Annotated in this window: 16 protein-coding genes; 7 read left to right on the top strand and 9 right to left on the bottom strand. The window is 72.8% G+C overall.

Going from position 1 to position 16,937, the window contains the following annotated elements; all coding sequences use genetic code 11:
* The first annotated feature begins 3 nt into the window (after positions 1 to 3).
* Together ACP4J0_RS06565 and ACP4J0_RS06560 are read left to right on the top strand one after the other, a co-directional pair.
* On the top strand, positions 4 to 1,098 hold the full coding sequence (locus ACP4J0_RS06565) for a FecCD family ABC transporter permease (protein WP_426597652.1): 1,095 nt from the start codon (positions 4 to 6) through the stop codon (positions 1,096 to 1,098).
* Positions 1,095 to 1,946, top strand: a complete 852-nt coding sequence (locus tag ACP4J0_RS06560; RefSeq protein ID WP_426597651.1) for an ABC transporter ATP-binding protein — start codon at positions 1,095 to 1,097, stop codon at positions 1,944 to 1,946. The genes ACP4J0_RS06565 and ACP4J0_RS06560 overlap by 4 nt, the downstream gene beginning before the upstream one ends.
* Positions 1,947 to 2,282: 336 nt before the next feature.
* Here the strand turns inward: ACP4J0_RS06560 and ACP4J0_RS06555 are convergent, their stop codons facing one another.
* Positions 2,283 to 2,735 (bottom strand): flavodoxin family protein, encoded by a 453-nt coding sequence (locus tag ACP4J0_RS06555; RefSeq protein ID WP_426597650.1) that lies wholly within the window; start codon positions 2,733 to 2,735, stop codon positions 2,283 to 2,285.
* A gap of 394 nt (positions 2,736 to 3,129) precedes the next feature.
* Between ACP4J0_RS06555 and ACP4J0_RS06550 the strand changes: the two genes are divergently transcribed.
* The gene (locus ACP4J0_RS06550; protein WP_426597649.1) at positions 3,130 to 3,657 is read left to right on the top strand and encodes a copper chaperone PCu(A)C; all 528 of its coding nucleotides are present in this window, start codon (positions 3,130 to 3,132) and stop codon (positions 3,655 to 3,657) included.
* Between the two features lie 204 nt (positions 3,658 to 3,861).
* Positions 3,862 to 4,374 carry a GNAT family N-acetyltransferase gene (locus ACP4J0_RS06545; protein WP_426597648.1) on the top strand — a complete coding sequence of 171 codons (513 nt, stop codon included), beginning with the start codon at positions 3,862 to 3,864 and terminating at the stop codon, positions 4,372 to 4,374.
* A 144-nt stretch (positions 4,375 to 4,518) separates the two neighbouring features.
* On the opposite strand, the gene ACP4J0_RS06540 is transcribed toward ACP4J0_RS06545, so the two are convergent.
* The 3 genes from ACP4J0_RS06540 to ACP4J0_RS06530 form a co-directional block, all read right to left on the bottom strand.
* Positions 4,519 to 6,141, bottom strand: coding sequence for an MDR family MFS transporter (locus ACP4J0_RS06540; RefSeq protein ID WP_426597812.1), 1,623 nt, complete (start codon positions 6,139 to 6,141; stop codon positions 4,519 to 4,521).
* Between the two features lie 169 nt (positions 6,142 to 6,310).
* Positions 6,311 to 6,994, bottom strand: coding sequence for a TetR/AcrR family transcriptional regulator (locus tag ACP4J0_RS06535; protein ID WP_426597647.1), 684 nt, complete (start codon positions 6,992 to 6,994; stop codon positions 6,311 to 6,313).
* 18 nt (positions 6,995 to 7,012) lie between these two features.
* A complete protein-coding gene (locus ACP4J0_RS06530; RefSeq protein WP_426597646.1) occupies positions 7,013 to 7,174 on the bottom strand; it encodes a hypothetical protein in 162 nt (53 codons plus the stop codon).
* Between the two features lie 448 nt (positions 7,175 to 7,622).
* Here ACP4J0_RS06530 and ACP4J0_RS06525 point away from each other — a divergent pair, with 448 nt between their 5' ends.
* Complete coding sequence (locus ACP4J0_RS06525; RefSeq protein WP_426597645.1) at positions 7,623 to 10,013, top strand: phosphoketolase family protein; 2,391 nt, start codon at positions 7,623 to 7,625, stop codon at positions 10,011 to 10,013.
* Positions 10,010 to 12,385: a glycoside hydrolase family 65 protein gene (locus ACP4J0_RS06520; protein ID WP_426597644.1), complete on the top strand. Its 2,376-nt coding sequence runs from the start codon at positions 10,010 to 10,012 to the stop codon at positions 12,383 to 12,385. The genes ACP4J0_RS06525 and ACP4J0_RS06520 overlap by 4 nt, the downstream gene beginning before the upstream one ends.
* A gap of 57 nt (positions 12,386 to 12,442) precedes the next feature.
* Here the strand turns inward: ACP4J0_RS06520 and ACP4J0_RS06515 are convergent, their stop codons facing one another.
* Complete coding sequence (locus ACP4J0_RS06515) at positions 12,443 to 12,925, bottom strand: hypothetical protein (RefSeq protein WP_426597643.1); 483 nt, start codon at positions 12,923 to 12,925, stop codon at positions 12,443 to 12,445.
* Positions 12,926 to 13,200: 275 nt separating this feature from the next.
* Between ACP4J0_RS06515 and ACP4J0_RS06510 the strand changes: the two genes are divergently transcribed.
* Positions 13,201 to 13,485 carry a hypothetical protein gene (locus ACP4J0_RS06510; RefSeq protein WP_426597642.1) on the top strand — a complete coding sequence of 95 codons (285 nt, stop codon included), beginning with the start codon at positions 13,201 to 13,203 and terminating at the stop codon, positions 13,483 to 13,485.
* 45 nt (positions 13,486 to 13,530) lie between these two features.
* On the opposite strand, the gene ACP4J0_RS06505 is transcribed toward ACP4J0_RS06510, so the two are convergent.
* The 4 genes from ACP4J0_RS06505 to ACP4J0_RS06490 form a co-directional block, all read right to left on the bottom strand.
* A complete protein-coding gene (locus ACP4J0_RS06505) occupies positions 13,531 to 14,394 on the bottom strand; it encodes a DMT family transporter (RefSeq protein ID WP_426597641.1) in 864 nt (287 codons plus the stop codon).
* A gap of 94 nt (positions 14,395 to 14,488) precedes the next feature.
* Complete coding sequence (locus ACP4J0_RS06500; protein ID WP_426597640.1) at positions 14,489 to 15,319, bottom strand: hypothetical protein; 831 nt, start codon at positions 15,317 to 15,319, stop codon at positions 14,489 to 14,491.
* 265 nt (positions 15,320 to 15,584) lie between these two features.
* Positions 15,585 to 15,890, bottom strand: a complete 306-nt coding sequence (locus ACP4J0_RS06495) for an SCO0607 family lipoprotein (protein WP_426597639.1) — start codon at positions 15,888 to 15,890, stop codon at positions 15,585 to 15,587.
* A 71-nt stretch (positions 15,891 to 15,961) separates the two neighbouring features.
* Entirely contained in the window at positions 15,962 to 16,927 is a 966-nt protein-coding gene (locus ACP4J0_RS06490) for a hypothetical protein (RefSeq protein WP_426597638.1), read from the bottom strand.
* Positions 16,928 to 16,937: the final 10 nt, after the last annotated feature.

Raw genomic sequence — 16,937 nt, 5'->3', positions numbered from 1 at the left:
CGGATGACGCCGGGAAGCCGGAGGACACCGGGCAGTCGGGTGACGTCCACGAGCCGGGGGATCCCCGGCCTACGCGCGGCCGGGCGCCGCTACCCGGTGTGGGCGGCGGCCGGCTTCGTCGCCCTGTGCGCCTCCGTGGCCGTCGCCGTCACCATCGGTCCCGCGGACATCGGCGTCGGCGAGGTCTGGTCCGTGGTCGTCTCCCATCTCGGCGGCGGTACCCCCGGCGTGGACGTCACCCCGATCCGCGACGGCATCGTCTGGAACCTGCGGCTGCCCCGTACCCTCCTCGCGGCGGTGTGCGGTGCAGGCCTCGCCGTGTGCGGCGCCGTACTCCAGTCCCTGCTGCGCAACCCGCTCGCCGACCCCTTCGTCCTGGGCGTCTCCTCCGGTGCCTCGACCGGTGCCGTCCTGGTCGTCGTCCTCGGCGTGGGCGGCGGCGCGCTGTCCGTGTCGGGCGGGGCGTTCATCGGGGCGGTCTGCTCCTTCGCGCTGGTGATGCTGCTCAGTCACAGCCTCGGCGGCACCCCGGACCGGGTGGTGCTCGCCGGCGTGGCGGCGATGCAGCTGTTCTCCGCGCTCACGTCGTTCGTCGTGATGACCGCGGCCGACGCCGAGACCACCCGCGGCGTGCTGTTCTGGCTGCTCGGCTCGCTCGGCGGGGCGGGCTGGACGGACGTGTGGACGGGTACGGCGGTCCTGGTCGTGGTCCTGGCCGTGTGCCTCGGGTACGCCGGGACACTGGACGCCTTCGCGTTCGGTCAGGACGCGGCGGCCACGCTCGGCGTCCACGTGGCCCGCACCCGGCTGGTCCTGCTGTGCGCCACCGCCCTGCTCACCGCGGCCCTGGTCGCCTCGGCCGGGGCCATCGGCTTCGTCGGCCTGGTGCTGCCGCACGCCGTACGGGCGTTGACCGGCCCCGGACACGCCCGGCTGCTGCCGGTCTGCGCGCTCGCCGGGGCGGTGTTCCTGGTGTGGGTCGACACCCTGGCCCGTACCGTCCTCGAACCCCAAGAGGTCCCGGTGGGCGTGATGACCTCGCTCATCGGCGTGCCCGCCTTCGTCCTCGTCCTGTACCGCACCAGGAGGACACGGTGACGCTGAACGCCGAGCGGGTCTCCCGCGCCGCCGGCGGGCGGCTCATCCTGGACGGCGTCGACCTGGCCCCCCGGCCCGGTGCCATGACCGGACTGCTCGGCCCCAACGGCTCGGGCAAGTCCACCCTGCTGCGGCTGCTGGCCGGCGTGCTCACCCCCGCCTCCGGCGTCGTCACCCTCGACGGCCGCCCGCTGGACCGGGCGGGCCGCAGGGACGTCGCCCGGCGGGTGGCCGTGGTCGAGCAGCAGGCGGACACGCAGGTCGAACTGACCGTCCGGGACGTCGTCCGGCTCGGCCGGATCCCGCACCGCCGCGCCTGGACGCCGACGTCGGCGTCCGACGAGGAGGCGGTCACGGACGCCCTGGAACGCACCGGACTGACCGGGCAGGCGGACCGGCTCTGGCACACCCTCTCCGGCGGCGAACGCCAGCGCGTCCAGATCGCCCGCGCCCTCGCCCAGCAGCCGCGGGAACTCCTGCTGGACGAACCGACCAACCACCTCGACATACAGCACCAGCTCGACGTACTGACCCTGGTCGCCGCCCTGCCCGTCACCAGTGTGGTCGCCCTCCACGACCTCAACCTCGCGGCGATGTACTGCGACCACCTCGTGGTGCTGTCCGAGGGGCGGGTCGTGGCCTGTGGCGATCCCGCCGAGGTCCTGACCGCGGACCTGGTCGCCGAGGTCTACCGGGTGCACGCCGAGATCGCCCCCACCGGTCCGGGCGGCCGCCCGCACGTCCGGTTCCTCGGCACACTGACGGACGCTCCCCGGGCGGGTGACGGTGCTCGGCTCGGCAGCCCGGGCACCACCGCATCGCTCGAGCGGCGCAAGCGACGCGGCTGAGACGGCGCACAGGCCCGAGCCGCCGACCGCCCCGCGGCCCCGGCGGACCCCGGACACCGTCGAGCGGCCGGTCTCTCGGCTGCGCCGCGGGGGCGACGAGGAAGGGGCCGCGCTGATCCGCACCCGCCGTGGTCCGGCTACTGGCCGGGACGCCTCTCCCGCCCTGACACCACAGGGCGTGGGCGTGCGCCATGCCCAGTCACCGGCGGCCGAATCGGCGGCGTCCCCCACCGAGCCGGCGCTCTTCCCGGGCGGCATGCCCGGCCCGGCCCCTCGCTCCGCCGGACTCGCCGCCGCACCGGACGGCCCGGTCCTTCGGTCCTGCCGTCCGAGCGGTCAGTCCGTCAGCCCGGCGGCGAGTGCGGCCCCCAGTTCCCAGCAGGCTTCCAGATCGGCCTTGCCGGGCTCACCGGCCACGCTCACCGCCGGCGCCGCGCGCTGCCAGCCGAGGCCGGTCGTGACCGACTCGATGCCGCGCACCGCGCCGGTGGTGTCGCTGCCGCCGTGCACGTAGTAGCCGAAGGGCCGGCCCCGCGTCTCGTCCAGACAGGGGTAGTAGACCTGGTCGAAGAAGTGCTTCAGGGCACCGGACATGTAGCCCAGGTTGGCCGGAGTGCCCAGCAGGTATCCGTCGGCCTCCAGCACGTCGACCGCCGTCGCCGCCAGCGCCGCCCGCCTGACCACCCGTACCCCTTCGATCTCGGGTGCGGTCGCCCCGGACACGACGGCTTCCAGCATCGCCCGGCAGTTGGGCGACGGCGTGTGATGCACGATCAGCAGAGTAGGCACACCCCGAAGCCTGCCGCCCGGCACCCGCCGGCCGCAAGAAGCGCCACCCCGTCCGGAGCACGGCGCACCCGGCGTTCCGTCGGCCGGGGTGCGTCCGCCCGGCCCGCGGACTCCAGCGCTCCGCGCGCTCGCGGACCTGCCGCTTCTCCCGCTCCGGCGCCTGCTCGGCGCCGCGGACCTTCCTCTCGGCCCCCGTGAGGCCGGCACGGTGGTTCCCCGACGTGCCGGAGCCCCACCCTGCCACGGCGGCCGCCGTGCGGACCGCCCGTCCCTGCGGACCCGATGGCCGGGTACTTCCCGGTCGCAGCGCCCGGCCTGCCGTATTAGCCGCTGTTTGCAGTCCGGTCCCGGGGCAACCCGGGCGCGGACACAGGACCGACGCAGTGGAGGCGCCATGCTGCTCAGCCGTGGGAGAACCGCACGTTCCGCCGCCGCGACCGTGCTGGCCGCGGCGGCCCTGGCACTGAGCGGATGCGGCGGGGACGACAGTTTCGAACTGCAGGACTGGCATGCCCCCGGCCAGAACGCGAGCGTCGGCGACGTCCTGATCCGCTACGCCCACGTGGCGGAGCCCAAGGGGGAACCGTGGCGACCGGGTGACGACGTCCCGGCCTACGTCTGGCTCATGAACGAGGGGGACAGCGCCGACCGCCTGGTGGGCGCCGGCAGCCCCGACGCGGAGTCGGTGAGCATCGTGAACGCGGACGGCAAGGCCCTGCCGGACGGGGTGGAACTGCCGCCGGACAAGCTGCGGCAACTGGAGCCGAGCAACAACCACCTGCTGCTGCGGGACGTGCGCGAGGCCGTCCGCGGCGGTGACTTCCTGAAGATCACCCTGACCTTCGAGAAGGCGGGATCCGTCACGTTCAACATCCAGTCGCAGATCCCCGCCTACGACTCCAGCCCTTCCCCCAGTGAGTGATCCCGCCGGTCCCCACGGGCCCCCGCCGGCCCCTCCACGGGTACACTGAGGCCGTTCGCGTTCGATCGGACGACCAGGACGACAGGGAGGTGAGGTCGATGACCGTGCTCCAAGCCGCCTCTCGCGGCGCCCGGGTCTCCCTCGCGTCCCGGGCCACGACCTGACCCAGACGAACGCAACCCAGAAACGGATCCTCATCCCGTCATGTCCCGCACCTGGAACACCCGCGCCGAGACCGGCGCCGACGTCCCCGCCATCCGTGACATCGTCCGCACCGCCTTTCCCACGCCGGAAGAGGCCGCCCTCGTCGACGCTCTGCGCGCCGACCCCGAGGCCTGGATCGACGGCCTGTCCCTCGTCGCCGTGGACGGAGACGACCGTCCCGTGGGCCACGCCCTGCTGACCCGCTGCCACATCGGGGACAGCCCGGCGCTCTGCCTGGCACCCGTCGCCGTCCGGCCCGAGCTCCAGCACGGCGGCGTCGGCTCCGCGGCCGTCCGGGCGGCGCTCGCCGCGGCCGAGCGCCTGGGCGAGCGCCATGTCGTCGTCCTCGGACACCCGCGGTACTACCCGCGGTTCGGCTTCGGCCGGGCCTCCGTCCACGGGATCAGCCTGACCATCGACGTTCCGGACGAGGCACTCATGGCCCTCACCCTGGACGCCGCCCACCCGCTGCCCGCCGGCACCGTCCGCTACGCGGCACCGTTCGGCATCTGACCGGCGGCCGGCCCACCGTGCCGCGCCGCGCGAGCGGTTCGAGCGCGGTGGCGCGCGGCCGAGGTGCCCGGCAAGCGGAAGGGGCCGCCCACCGTGCGTGGTGGGCGGCCCCTGTCAGGCCGTGACGTGCCGTGGGCCGACGGCTCAGCCGACCGGGGACGCCGGTCCGCTGTCCGCCTTCGACGGGGTGTCACCGGAGCGCTGCGCCGGTACGGAGACCGTGCCGCCGGCGACCTCGCCGGCTTCCTCGGCCAGACGCTCCATGCCGCTGGTGGTCTTCAGCGGCTTCTCCTTGATGAAGACCACGGCGACCAGAGCCAGCAGCGCGAACGGGGTGGCGACGAGGAACAGGTCGGCGGTGGCGACACCGTAGGCGTGCTCCACGATCTCCCGCATCGGGGCGGGCAGCGTGCTCATGTCCGGGACGGCCCCGTGACCGCCGCCCGAGCCGCCCTCGGCGGCACCGGCGGCGCCGGCCTTCTCCAGGCCCTTGGTCATCTCGCTCGCGACCCGGTTGGCGAGGATCGCGCCGAGGACGCTGGTGCCGATCGTGCCGCCCATGCTGCGGAAGAAGGACAGCACCGAGGTCGCGGCGCCCAGCTCGGCGGCGGGGACGTCGTTCTGTGCGGCGAGCACCAGGTTCTGCATCAGCATGCCGACGCCGACGCCGAGGACGGCCATGTAGATGCTGAGCAGCCCGAAGTGGGTGTCGGCGTCGATCAGGGAGAGCAGGGCGAGGCCGACGGTCATGATGACCGCGCCCGCCACCAGGTAGCCCTTCCACTTCCCGGTCCGGCTGATCAGCTGTCCGGCGACGGTGGACGAGACCAGCAGGCCCAGGATCATCGGCAGGCTCATCAGGCCCGCGATGGTCGGCGACTTGCCCAGGGACACCTGGAAGTACTGCGAGAGGAAGACGGTCCCGCCGAACATGGCGACACCGACCAGGAGGCTGGCGACCGTGGTCAGGGTGACCGTGCGGTTCCTGAAGATGTCGAGCGGGATGACCGGCTCGGCGGTGCGGGCCTCGACGAGGACCGCCAGGCCCAGCAGCAGCACACCGCCGATGACGAGCGCGGCGGTCTGCCAGGACGCCCAGTCGAACTGGTTGCCGGCCAGCGAGACCCAGATGAGCAGCGCGCAGACACCGGCGACGATCAGGAAGGCGCCGAGCCAGTCGATCTTCGCCTGGCGCTTGACGGTGGGCAGCTTCAGCGTGCGCTGCAACAGGAGGATGGCCAGCAGGGCGAACGGCACGCCGATGAAGAAGCACCAGCGCCAGCCCAGCCACGACGTGTCGACCAGCACGCCGCCGATCAGCGGTCCGGCCACGGTGCCCACGGCGAAGACGGCACCGAAGATGCCGGAGTACTTGCCCAGTTCCCGGGGCGGGATGACGGCGGCCATGACCACCTGGGCGAGCGCGGTCAGGCCGCCCGCGCCGATGCCCTGCACGACCCGGCTGAAGATCAGCAGCGTCGTGTCGTGCGAGAAGCCCGCCAGCAGCGAGCCGACCACGAACATGAGGAGCGAGAGCTGGAGCAGCAGCTTCTTGTTGAAGAGGTCGGACAGCTTGCCCCACAGGGGCACCGTCGCGGTCATGGCCAGCAGTTCGGCGGTGACGACCCAGGTGTAGGAGGACTGGCTGGCGCCCAGGTCGGCGATGATCGTCGGCAGCGCGTTGGACACGACGGTGCCCGCCAGGATGGCGACGAACATGCCGGCCATCAGGCCGGACATGGCCTGGAGTATCTGCCGTTGGTTCATGGAGGTGGGAGGCGCGTCGGCGGGCGCCTGAGCTGCGGTCACGACTTCTCTTTCGACGGTGGTGATCGGTGATCCGCGCGGTCCGGGCGGGGACGTCGGTCCTCGGGCGCGCGGGTCGGAAGGTGGGGGCACCGGGTCGGCTCGGAAGCCGGACGGCCGGTGCGGTGGACTACGCGGGCGGCGCCGGCAGCCCGGCGGCGAGGAGGGTGAACACCTCCTGGAACACGTCGCGGAAGGCGCGCTCCTTCGGGCGGGCGCACCAGTGATCGATGCTGGCCCGGACGGCGGTGACCGCCACCGCGGCCAGCAGCCGGGGGTAGAGGTCCAGGGCCTGGCGCCGCTCCTCGTCGGACGCGGCCGGTGGTGCGGGGGCGCCTGCGGGGAGGCCGGCGCCGAAGCGGATCCGTTCGGCGATGGCCTCGGCCAGTTCCGTCTCGTCCGCCAGGTGCGCGCCGAGACTGCGCACGAACAGGTGCGGCGCGGCGCGCAGCACCTCACCGTGCAGACGCCACAGCTCGCGCTGCTGCTCGGCCTCGGCCAGCTCCGCCGCCAGGGCGTCGCGCAGGGCTTCGAGCGGGGTGAGGGCGGCCGGTGCGGCGAGCAGCGCCCGGCGCACGTGCGCGCTGGTCTCGGCGCCGGTCAGGACGAAGACGTCGTCGCGGGTGTCGAAGTAGTTGAAGAAGGTGCGCACCGATACCCCGGCCGCGGCGCTGATCGCCTCGACGGTGACCTTCTCCGCCCCGTGCTCGGCGGCCAGACGTATCGCGGCCTCGGTGAGGGCGGCACGCGTGGCCCGCTTCTTCCGCTCCCGCAGGCCACCGCCTGTGGCGCTCTTCTCCGACATAAGTTGCATGGTATGCAAAGATGCATGTCATGCAAAATTAGGGGCGGGCGTCGATTCCCGAACACGGTCGACGTCCGGCGGCGGATCGACGCCGGCCGACCGGACACCGCCTGCCGGGCAGCTGCGGTTGCCCGGTCCCTCGGTTTCCAGGACGTCGCCGAAGAAGAAGGAGCGAAGAACAAGGAGCACGGGGCGCCCTCCTTCCGGCTCACCCCCTGGGTGTCTTGGGGAAGGACCGCGACAGAGACACCCCGGGGTATCGCCAGTGCGTGCTCCTCGAGGCGGCGGTGAAACGCGGGGCGCGATGCCCTCCGCCGTACGGCCCGGGCAACTCCTGCGTATCACTGTCGAGTTGGGGTACACGGTGCGTCAGCACGGTCGGCGCCGGGGTCGGCGCCGGGGCCGGCCGTGCTCCTGGTGTCAGGCACGGGCGCAGACGCCGCGGGCTGCGAGCAGCGCACGGACGCCGGAGCCGATCGACGGCCGGCGCCGCCGGGTACGCGCGGCACCGGCGGAAACCGACGTGACCCGAACGGCCCTGTCGGGTACCCGACCGGTCTGCGCAGGGTTGGGATGTGGACGGGCACCCCCGTGCCCACGCGGCCCGACCGCCGTCCCGACACGGAAAGGACCCCCGATGTCCGTCGACCCCCAGCAGGCATCCCGCGGGCTCACGGACGAGGAGCTCGCCGGCCTGGACGCCCACTGGCGCGCCGCGAACTACCTGTCCGTCGGCCAGATCTACCTGATGGCCAACCCCCTGCTGACCGAGCCACTGCGCCCCGAGCACGTCAAGCCGCGCCTGCTCGGCCACTGGGGCACCTCACCCGGCCTCAACCTGGTCCACACCCACCTCAACCGGGTGATCAAGGCCCGCGACCTCGACGCGCTGTGCGTCTGGGGCCCCGGCCACGGCGGGCCCGCCGTACTGGCCAACTCGTGGCTGGAGGGTTCGTACACCGAGACCTACCCGGACATCACCCGGGACGCGGCCGGGATGGCCCGGCTGTTCAAGCAGTTCTCGTTCCCCGGCGGCGTGCCGAGCCATGTCGCACCCGAGACGCCGGGATCCATCCACGAGGGCGGGGAGCTCGGCTACTCGCTCGCGCACGCCTACGGCGCCGCCTTCGACCACCCCGGCCTGGTGGTCGCCTGCGTGATCGGTGACGGCGAGGCGGAGACCGGGCCGCTGGCGACGTCCTGGCACTCCAACAAGTTCCTCGACCCGGTGAACGACGGCGCCGTCCTGCCGATCCTGCACCTCAACGGCTACAAGATCGCCAACCCGACGGTGCTCGCCCGCCTTCCCGAGGCAGAACTCGACGAACTCCTGCGCGGCTACGGCCACGACCCGGTCCACGTCACCGGCGACGATCCGGCCGTCGTCCACCGCGCGATGGCCCACGCCATGGACACCGCCCTGGACCGCATCGCCGCGATCCAGCGCGCCGCCCGCGAGGACGGCGCCACCGGCCGTCCCCGATGGCCGGTGATCGTGCTGCGCACCCCCAAGGGCTGGACCGGCCCGGCCGAGGTCGACGGCCTGCCCGTGGAGAACACCTGGCGCGCCCACCAGGTCCCCCTGTCCGCCGTACGGACCGACCCGGAACACCTGAGGCAGCTGGAGCGGTGGCTGCGCTCCTACCGGCCCGAGGAGCTGTTCGACGCCACCGGAGCACCACGCCCCGACGTCCTCGCCGCCGTCCCCGAAGGCGCGCGCCGACTGGGGGCCGGCCCCTTCGCCAACGGCGGACTGCTGCTGCGCGAGCTGCCCCTGCCGCCGCTGGAGAAGTACGCCGTCCCCGTCGACGCACCCGGCGCGAGCACGCACGAACCCACCCGGGTCCTCGGCGACCTGCTCCGGGACGTCATGGACGCCACGTCCGACCGGCGCGACTTCCGCCTCGTCGGCCCCGACGAGACCGCCTCCAACCGCCTCCAGGCCGTCTACGCCGCCAGCGGCAAGGCCTGGCAGGAACGGACCCTGCCCGTCGACGAGAACCTCGACCGGCACGGCCGCGTGATGGAGATCCTCTCCGAACACACCTGCCAGGGCTGGCTGGAGGGCTACCTCCTCACCGGCCGGCACGGACTGTTCTCCTGCTACGAGGCCTTCGTCCACATCGTCGACTCCATGGTCAACCAGCACGTCAAATGGCTGCGGGTGACCCGCCGCCTGCCCTGGCGCGCACCCATCGCCTCCCTCAACTACCTCCTCACCTCCCACGTGTGGCGCCAGGACCACAACGGCTTCTCCCACCAGGACCCCGGCTTCGTCGACCACATCCTCAACAAGAGTCCCGAGGCCGTACGCGTCTACCTGCCGCCGGACGCCAACACCCTGCTGTCCGTCGCCGACCACGCCCTGCGCAGCCGCGACTACGTCAACGTGATCGTCGCCGGCAAGCAGCCCTGCTTCGACTGGCTGTCCATGGAGCAGGCGAGGACGCACTGCGCGCGCGGCGCCGGCATCTGGGACTGGGCCGGCACCGAGGACGGCACCCGCGAACCCGACGTGGTGCTGGCCTGCGCGGGCGACGTCCCGACCCAGGAGGTACTGGCCGCCGCCCAGCTCGTCCGCCGCCACCTGCCCGGACTCGCCGTTCGTGTCGTCAACGTCGTCGACATCGCCCGGCTGCTGCCCAGCGGGGAACACCCGCACGGCATGAGCGACTTCGAGTACGACGGCCTGTTCACCGCGGACAGGCCGGTCATCTTCGCGTACCACGGGTACCCCTGGCTGATCCACCGGCTCGCCTACCGGCGCACCGGCCACGCGCATCTGCACGTGCGCGGCTACAAGGAGATCGGGACCACCACCACCCCCTTCGACATGGTGGTCGGCAACGACATGGACCGCTACCGCCTCGTCATGGACGTCATCGACCGCGTACCGGGCCTCGCCGTGCGCGCGGCGGCCGTACGGCAGCGGATGGAGGACGCCCGGGTGCGCCACCACGACTGGATCCGCGAGCACGGAGTGGACCTGCCCGAGGTCGCCGACTGGTCCTGGGAGGGCTCGAAGTGACGGTGACCCCCTCGACCTGGGACTACGACCACTACGACCCCGCGGACGAGCGGCTGCGCGAGTCGCTGTGCACGCTCGGCAACGGCTACTTCGCCACCCGCGGCGCGCTGCCCGAGTGCGCCGCGGACGACGTGCACTACCCGGGCACCTACGTGGCCGGCTGCTACAACCGGCTGACCTCCACCGTCGCCGGCCGCGAGGTGGAGAACGAGGACATGGTCAACCTCCCCAACTGGCTGCCGCTGCGCTTCCGGGCCGACGGAGGGGACTGGCTCACGCCGGACACCGCGGAGGTGCTCGACCACCGGCAGACCGTGCACCTGGACTCGGGCGTGCTGGAGCGCCGCACCCAGTTCGGGCTGGGCGGGGAACGCGTGCTGACCGTGCGCCAGCTGCGCATGGTGCACATGGCCGACCCCCACCTCGCCGCGCTCCGCACGGAGTTCACGGTCGACGCCGGAACGGCGGACCTCGACGTGGAGGCCGCCCTCGACGGCGGCGTCACCAACTCCGGGGTGCCGCGCTACCGGGACCTGGAAGGGCGCCACCTGACCCACGTGCACACCGGCGGGGCGGACGACGGCACGGTGTGGCTGCGCTGCCGCACCCGCACCTCGGACATCCGGGTCGGCATGGCGGCCCGCACGACGGCCGACGCGCCCGTCACCCGGGCACGCGAGCACCTGCGGGTCACCCAGCGCACGACGCTGCGCGCGGAGCCGGGCCGCACCGTCACCGTCGACAAGCTCGTGGCCCTGCACACCTCCCGCGACCCGGCGATCAGCGACCCCCTGCAGGCCGCCGTCGACCGGGTGGCGGACGCCCCCGGCTTCGACGAACTGCTGGTGACGCACCGGAAGGCCTGGGGCCAGTTGTGGCGCCGCGCCGAACTCGACGTACCCGGCGAGGCGGGCAACATCCTGCGCCTGCACCTCTTCCACGTGCTGCAGACCCTCTCCCCGCACACCGCCGACCTCGACGTGGGTGTACCGGCGCGCGGACTGCACGGGGAGGCCTACCGCGGACACGTCTTCTGGGACGAGCTGTTCGTCCTGCCCTACCTCAACCTGCACTTCCCCGAGGTGTCCCGGGCCCTGCTCCACTACCGGCACCGCCGCCTGGAACGGGCCCGGGCCGCCGCCCGCGCGATCGGCAGGCGAGGCGCGCTGTACCCCTGGCAGAGCGGCAGCGACGGACGTGAGGAGACCCAGCAACTGCACCTCAACCCGCACTCGGGCCGCTGGCTCCCGGACCACTCGCACCTCCAGCACCATGTGGGATCGGCGATCGCGTACAACGTCTGGCAGTACTGCGAGGCCAGCGGCGACGCCGAGTTCCTCCACACCAAGGGTGCCGAGATGCTCCTGCAGATCGCACGTTTCTGGGCGGACTCCGCGACCTGGGACGAGCACCTGGGACGGCACCGCATCCGCGGCGTCGTCGGCCCCGACGAGTACCACGAGGCCTACCCGGGCGCCGGGCAGCCGGGCCTCGACGACAACGCGTACACCAACGTCACCGCCGCCTGGGTCCTGACCCGCACCCTGGAGGTGCTGGCCGACCTGCCCGGACCCCGCCGCCGTGAACTCGTCGAGCGCACCGTTCTGGACGACGGTGAACTCGAACAGTGGGAGAGCGTCTCACGCACCCTCCACGTCCCCTTCCACGACGGCGTCGTCAGCCAGTTCGAGGGATACGGCGACCTCGCCGAGCTCGACTGGGACGGCTACCGCGAACGGTACGGCGACATCCGGCGGCTGGACCGTGTCCTGGAGGCCGAGGACGACAGCGTCAACAACTACCAGGCGTCCAAGCAGGCCGACGTACTGATGCTGGGCTACCTCTTCTCCCCGGCCGAACTCCGCTCGCTCTTCCAACGGCTGGGGTACAGCCTGGACGAGAGCACCTGGCGGCGCACCGTCGACTACTACCTGGCCCGCACCAGCCACGGCTCCACCCTCAGCGGACTCGTACACGGCTGGATCCTGGCCCGGGCCCGCCGCGCCGAGGCCTGGACGTTCTGCCAGGAGGCGCTCAAGGGCGACGTCGCCGATCTCCAGGGCGGCACCACCGGCGAGGGCATCCACCTCGGGGCCATGGCCGGCACCCTGGACCTCGTCCAGCGCGGACTGACCGGACTGGAGACCCGCGCGGGCGCCCTGTGGCTGAACCCGGTGCCGCTGCCGGAACTGTCGTCGTACGGGTTCTCGATCCGTTACCAGGGCCACTGGGGCGTGCGGCTCCGGCTGGAGCACGGCCGGCTGGAGATCGCCGTGCCGTCGTCCGGCCCTTGGCCCATCGACGTCCGGCTGCCGGACCGCGCGGTGCGACTCCAGCCGGGCGACACCTGCCGGCTGGCACTCCCGGACTGACCGGCCACCGGGAACCAGTGGTCCCGGCAGGACAGACCGGGAGGCCAGCCCCGCAGGTCAGTCCCACAGGGGATAGGTCACCACGCGGGGGAACCCGTCCGGCCTGCCGTCGGTGTAGGTCAGGGTGATCCGGGTGTAGTGCCGTTCTCCCGGGTCCTTCTCCCAGGGCCGCGGCTGGTCGAGCCGAACGGTCACGGGATACGAGTGGAACGTGCCCGCGGCGCAGTAGGGGTCGCAGTCGTTGATGGCGTTGGTGCCCCGGCCCACCGCGGCGTTCGCGTCCCAGCGGACCCAGTGCAGCGAGACGAGACGGCTGTTGCCGTCACCGCAGGCGAGCAGGAACGCCTCGGGACGTACCTCCGGCTGCCAGGAACAGTCGACCAGCACGGGAGCCTGCGTCTGCTGTGCCTGTGCCTGTGCCTGTGCCTGTGCCTGTGTCGGGTCGTCCGCCGACGGTGCGGCGGAGGCCGCGCCCAGGGGTATCGCGAGCGTGGCGGCGGCACACAGTGTGACCGCTGCCCTCATCGGGGTTCTGCCCATGTCTGCTCCCGGCCGTCTCGGGGTCACGTGTCTCCGCTCTCCCTTACCCGTACCGACCGTAAGGCCGTGTCCCGGGATGCACCACTCGTACGGAGCAGGGCACGGGCGTCGGCCATGGGGACGCCTGCCGGCCGGCGCCCGTGCCGGGTCGGTTCATGCGATAAGGCGCCGATTGCGTCGACCGTGTGGTCGTCGGGCCGGTCCGCAACCGCCGTCGCCGCCCCGGTGTCTCATCCCGTCGAAGAACGGCGACCCATCAAGTGGAGGACCGCGGTATGCACACGATGACTGCCCCGACTGCCGCCGACCCGGCGCGCTCGCTCTCCCACGACACACAGGGCGACTTCCTGCTCCAGCCGCCCGACCCCGCCCAGCGCGTCCCCTGCCGCATCGACCCCGTCGACCTGCGCCGCCTTGACCTGCTCGCCCTGCTGACCGCAGCGGGCATCGCGCCCTCCGCCGGGGACCGGGCCGCCATCGCACAGCTCAGCGAGCTCCCCGGCAGCGTGCACGCGGCACTGCACCGGTGGCTGGAGCAGGCGTACGGGTTCTGCCGGTGACCTGTGGTGGCGTGCCCGCGGGACGCTCAGAAGCCGAAGCGGCGCTCACTGCCCGGTGCGCAGGTCGATGCCGCGCCGGGCGAGGGTGAGGACGCCCACGACGATCAGCGCGACGCCGAGCAGCTGCGGCACGATCCACCACCCCGCGCGCACGTCCTCGCGGTAGAGGACCACACCGAGCAGGAGACTCACCGTCGCGTCCCCCAGGGTGAGGGCCGGTTGGGAGGCGACGAGAGGACCGCCCTGCATGGCGTGTTCCAGCAGGAGCACGGCGCACACACCGGCCGCGGCGAAGCCGTACGTCTGCCAGGTGGTCAGGAAACCGACCACCCCGTCGGTGTCCAGGACACGCATGGAGTCCTTCATCAGTGCGGCCGTCAGGGCGTACCACACCGCCGTGGACGCACCGAGACAACCGGCGCGGGCCTTGCCGACGGGGCGCTTCAGACCGGCCGCTGCCAGCAGCACGGCCGCCCCGGCGCAGGCCGCCAGCGCGGGCAGCCAGCGATCGAGGGGCACGTCGGCCTCGCCGGCGTCCGGAGCGGCCGACGCCAGCGCGACACCGAGTCCGACGACCACCCCGCCCACGGCGAGCCACAGGGCGTGGGGCAGAGGGCGGCCGGTCATCAGCGAGGCCAGCAGCAGGGCCAGCGGAAGCTCCAGCACGAACAACGGCTGTACGAGTGACAGCGGCCCCGTCGCCAGGGCCACCGCCTGGCCCACACCGGCGACGACGACGGCCAGCATGCCGCCGATCCACACCGGCCGCCGCAACAGGTCGATGACGAGCCCGGGCCGAAACCCCTGGGACTGCGGCACAGTCAGCGCGGCGCGCCGCTGGAGCACGGTGGCCAGCGCGTTGCTGAACGCGGCGAGGAGTGCGAAGAGCACCGGCAGTACAACACCCATCCACCGATCCTCACCCGGTTTCCCCCCGACCGCGCGCCGCGCCGCGGCGAGGGAAGCGGATGTCACCGACCGGTGGTGCCGGGTGCGGCGGCCGTCAGCTGTCGCTCTGCGCGGACGGCGTCCGGGTCCCGGATTCCTGCTTCTGCTTCGGCTCCGGTGCGTCGGTGGCGGTGTAGTAGACCGAGGTGCCCTGCTTGGTGCGCTGGGCCTGGTTCTTGGCGACGAGTCCCTCGAGAGTGGTGCGGACGACCGTGGTCTTGATGGTGCGTCCGGAGTGGGCCTGACCGAGCGCCGTGGTGACCTCGGCGGCCGAGCGCGGCTCGCTCTGCTCGACGAGGTGGTTCCGCACCAGCTCGACCAACGTGGGCCGGTCGGCGGCCTGCTTCGCGGACGAGGACGCGGACGCGGAGTCGGACGAGGCAGCGGACGAGGCGGTGGACGCGGACGTGGCCTGCGCCGATGCCTTCTTCGCCGCCGGCTTCCTGGTGGCCTTGGTCGTGTTGGTGGCCTTGGTGGCCTTGGCGGACGGCTTGGCGGCAGGGGCGGCGCCGGCCTTCGCGGCAGGCTTGGCCCCCGGCTTCGCGGCGGTGGCGGCGCGCTTGGGCGCGGTGCCGGTCTTCCCGCTGCGCGTCCGCTTCCCGGCGGCCGGTTCCGTGGCGGCACTGTCACGGGGAGCGGGCACGGTCGCGGCGTCGGGCTGCGGCGCGGTCGCGGGCCGGGCCGGCGGCGGGGTGATGCCGAGCGCCTGCTGCATGTTCACCAGCAGGGCGTGGTCGTGCTGCAGCGAGGCCAGCTGCTGCTGCAGGGACGTGATCTCCTCGCTGATGCGTTCCTGCTCCTTGACGTTGCGCTCCAGGTCATCGGTCACCTGGACGCTGTACTGCGATGCCAGTTGGGTGGCGGCCTGCTGTGTGGTCTCGGACATGGTGTTGACTCTCCTCGATTCGCGGCCGTGAAGGCTCGTGAGGAACGGCGGGACATCAGGCGCGGGACATGGGGACCATGTCCGGTCGGCGCCCGGCAGCGGGGAATGCGAGACTGCCACCGGCTGTGCTGACACACAGATAGTACGGACGGACGGCGCCTGTTGTTCCCCTGTTTGCTGCCGGGCCGGTATACCACGTAAAGCCGTCAACGTGGTATGTCCCGCGGGTTCCTCGTGCGTCCGTTCGGAGCGTCGGTACCCGGACTCACTCGCCGTCGGACACCTCGACGACCCTTCCCTCCCCGTCGACGGTGTGTGTCTGCCAGTAGGTGTCCCACTTGTCGCCGACGTGCTCCGGGACCTTGCCCTCCGGGTAGCGGGTGTATCCCTCGGGCGGCTCCTCGCCGTCCGGCACGCACGCACTGCCGGTGCTGCCGATGGCCATGACCGGGTACTCGCCGCCGCCGCAGGCCGCCTGCTCCGCGGAGCAGCCGGTCAGGACCGCGGCAGCGGTCACGCAGGCCAGGGCGAGGCCCAGCGCCGGCCGGTGAAGTCGGCTGGTAGTACGCACGTTGACTCCTTCTGCGTGTCTGGTACGGCAAGCCTCCCCGAGGGGAGCAGGCGCCTCATGAGTACGGGTACTCAGCAGGAGGAGCCGGACCGCCTGCCCCGGCCGGCCAAACGGTCCACCTGGCGTGCGGTCTCGTGTGCCTCCCGCTCGGCCCGCGCCAGCGCGTCCACGGCCGCACGCCCCCGCTCCTCGGCCTCCCGCCGCTCCCGTTCGGACCGGGCGAGATCCTCCTGTGCCTGCCGCAGTCGCCGCTCGGCGGCGGACACCTCCTCCCGGGCCCGGTCGTGTTCCTCGTCGGCCCGACGCAGTGACGCGTCGGCGCCGGCCCGATCCGCGCGTCTGTCACGCAGTTGCCGCGCGGCGGTCTCCGCCGCCTGTTCGGCCCGCGCGAGTTCCTCCTGCCGTTTGCGACGCCGTTCGGCGAGTTCGTCCTTCGCCCGAGTGCCGCCGGCGGCGCGCGGGGAATCCGGCCGGGCCGGCCGTTCGCGCGGCGCGGCCTCCGCCCGGGCGCCGCCCGCGGGGAACTCCGACGGCGGCGTGAGGGAGACCTCCAGGCGTCCGCCGGCCCACTGGTCGGCCGCGTCCGGGTCCGCGAGGACCGCGCGCAGCGTCGACTCGACCTCCCGCTGCGCCGATTCCGACAGTTGGTGTCCGGCCTCGCGGGCGAGCCGGGCGGCCTGCCGGGACAGGGCGGCGACGATGCGCCGACGCTGCGCGGAGAGCTCCTTGAGACCGGCGGCGTCGAGCGTGCGGTGTGCCTCGCGCAGGGCATGGCCCAACTCCAGGAACCGCTCGCTCTCCTCCGGCCGGGAGCGTCTGAGCAGATTCGCCGCCCAGGCCGCGAGCGTGGGCCGGTGTGCGGCGTGGATCCGACGCGCGTCCTCTTTGCGACCGGCGGCTCTGGCGGCCGCGACGTGTTCCTCCCGGCGGGAGACGAAGTCGGACGGCGGCGTCGCGTAGAGCTGTTCGAGGACCGAATCGACCGGCTCCACGTGCCGGTCACCGGCCTCCCGGCGGTTCCCGCCCTTGCGCTGCATGCTCCTCCGT

The organism is Streptomyces sp. WG7 (assembly GCF_049975785.1).
Taxonomy (GTDB): Bacteria; Actinomycetota; Actinomycetes; order Streptomycetales; family Streptomycetaceae; genus Streptomyces.
This window is presented reverse-complemented; position numbering and strand designations above follow the sequence as displayed.

Bases quoted from the DNA above. Each gene is read 5' to 3' on its own strand.
- ACP4J0_RS06565 (WP_426597652.1), top strand. From the start codon at position 4: ATGACGCCGGGAAGCCGGAGGACACCGGGCAGTCGGGTGACGTCCACG.
- ACP4J0_RS06550 (WP_426597649.1), top strand. From the start codon at position 3,130: ATGCTGCTCAGCCGTGGGAGAACCGCACGTTCCGCCGCCGCGACCGTG.
- ACP4J0_RS06545 (WP_426597648.1), top strand. From the start codon at position 3,862: ATGTCCCGCACCTGGAACACCCGCGCCGAGACCGGCGCCGACGTCCCC.
- ACP4J0_RS06540 (WP_426597812.1), bottom strand. From the start codon at position 6,141: ATGAACCAACGGCAGATACTCCAGGCCATGTCCGGCCTGATGGCCGGC.
- ACP4J0_RS06535 (WP_426597647.1), bottom strand. From the start codon at position 6,994: ATGCAACTTATGTCGGAGAAGAGCGCCACAGGCGGTGGCCTGCGGGAG.
- ACP4J0_RS06525 (WP_426597645.1), top strand. From the start codon at position 7,623: ATGTCCGTCGACCCCCAGCAGGCATCCCGCGGGCTCACGGACGAGGAG.
- ACP4J0_RS06515 (WP_426597643.1), bottom strand. From the start codon at position 12,925: ATGGGCAGAACCCCGATGAGGGCAGCGGTCACACTGTGTGCCGCCGCC.
- ACP4J0_RS06510 (WP_426597642.1), top strand. From the start codon at position 13,201: ATGCACACGATGACTGCCCCGACTGCCGCCGACCCGGCGCGCTCGCTC.
- ACP4J0_RS06505 (WP_426597641.1), bottom strand. From the start codon at position 14,394: ATGGGTGTTGTACTGCCGGTGCTCTTCGCACTCCTCGCCGCGTTCAGC.
- ACP4J0_RS06500 (WP_426597640.1), bottom strand. From the start codon at position 15,319: ATGTCCGAGACCACACAGCAGGCCGCCACCCAACTGGCATCGCAGTAC.
- ACP4J0_RS06490 (WP_426597638.1), bottom strand. From the start codon at position 16,927: ATGCAGCGCAAGGGCGGGAACCGCCGGGAGGCCGGTGACCGGCACGTG.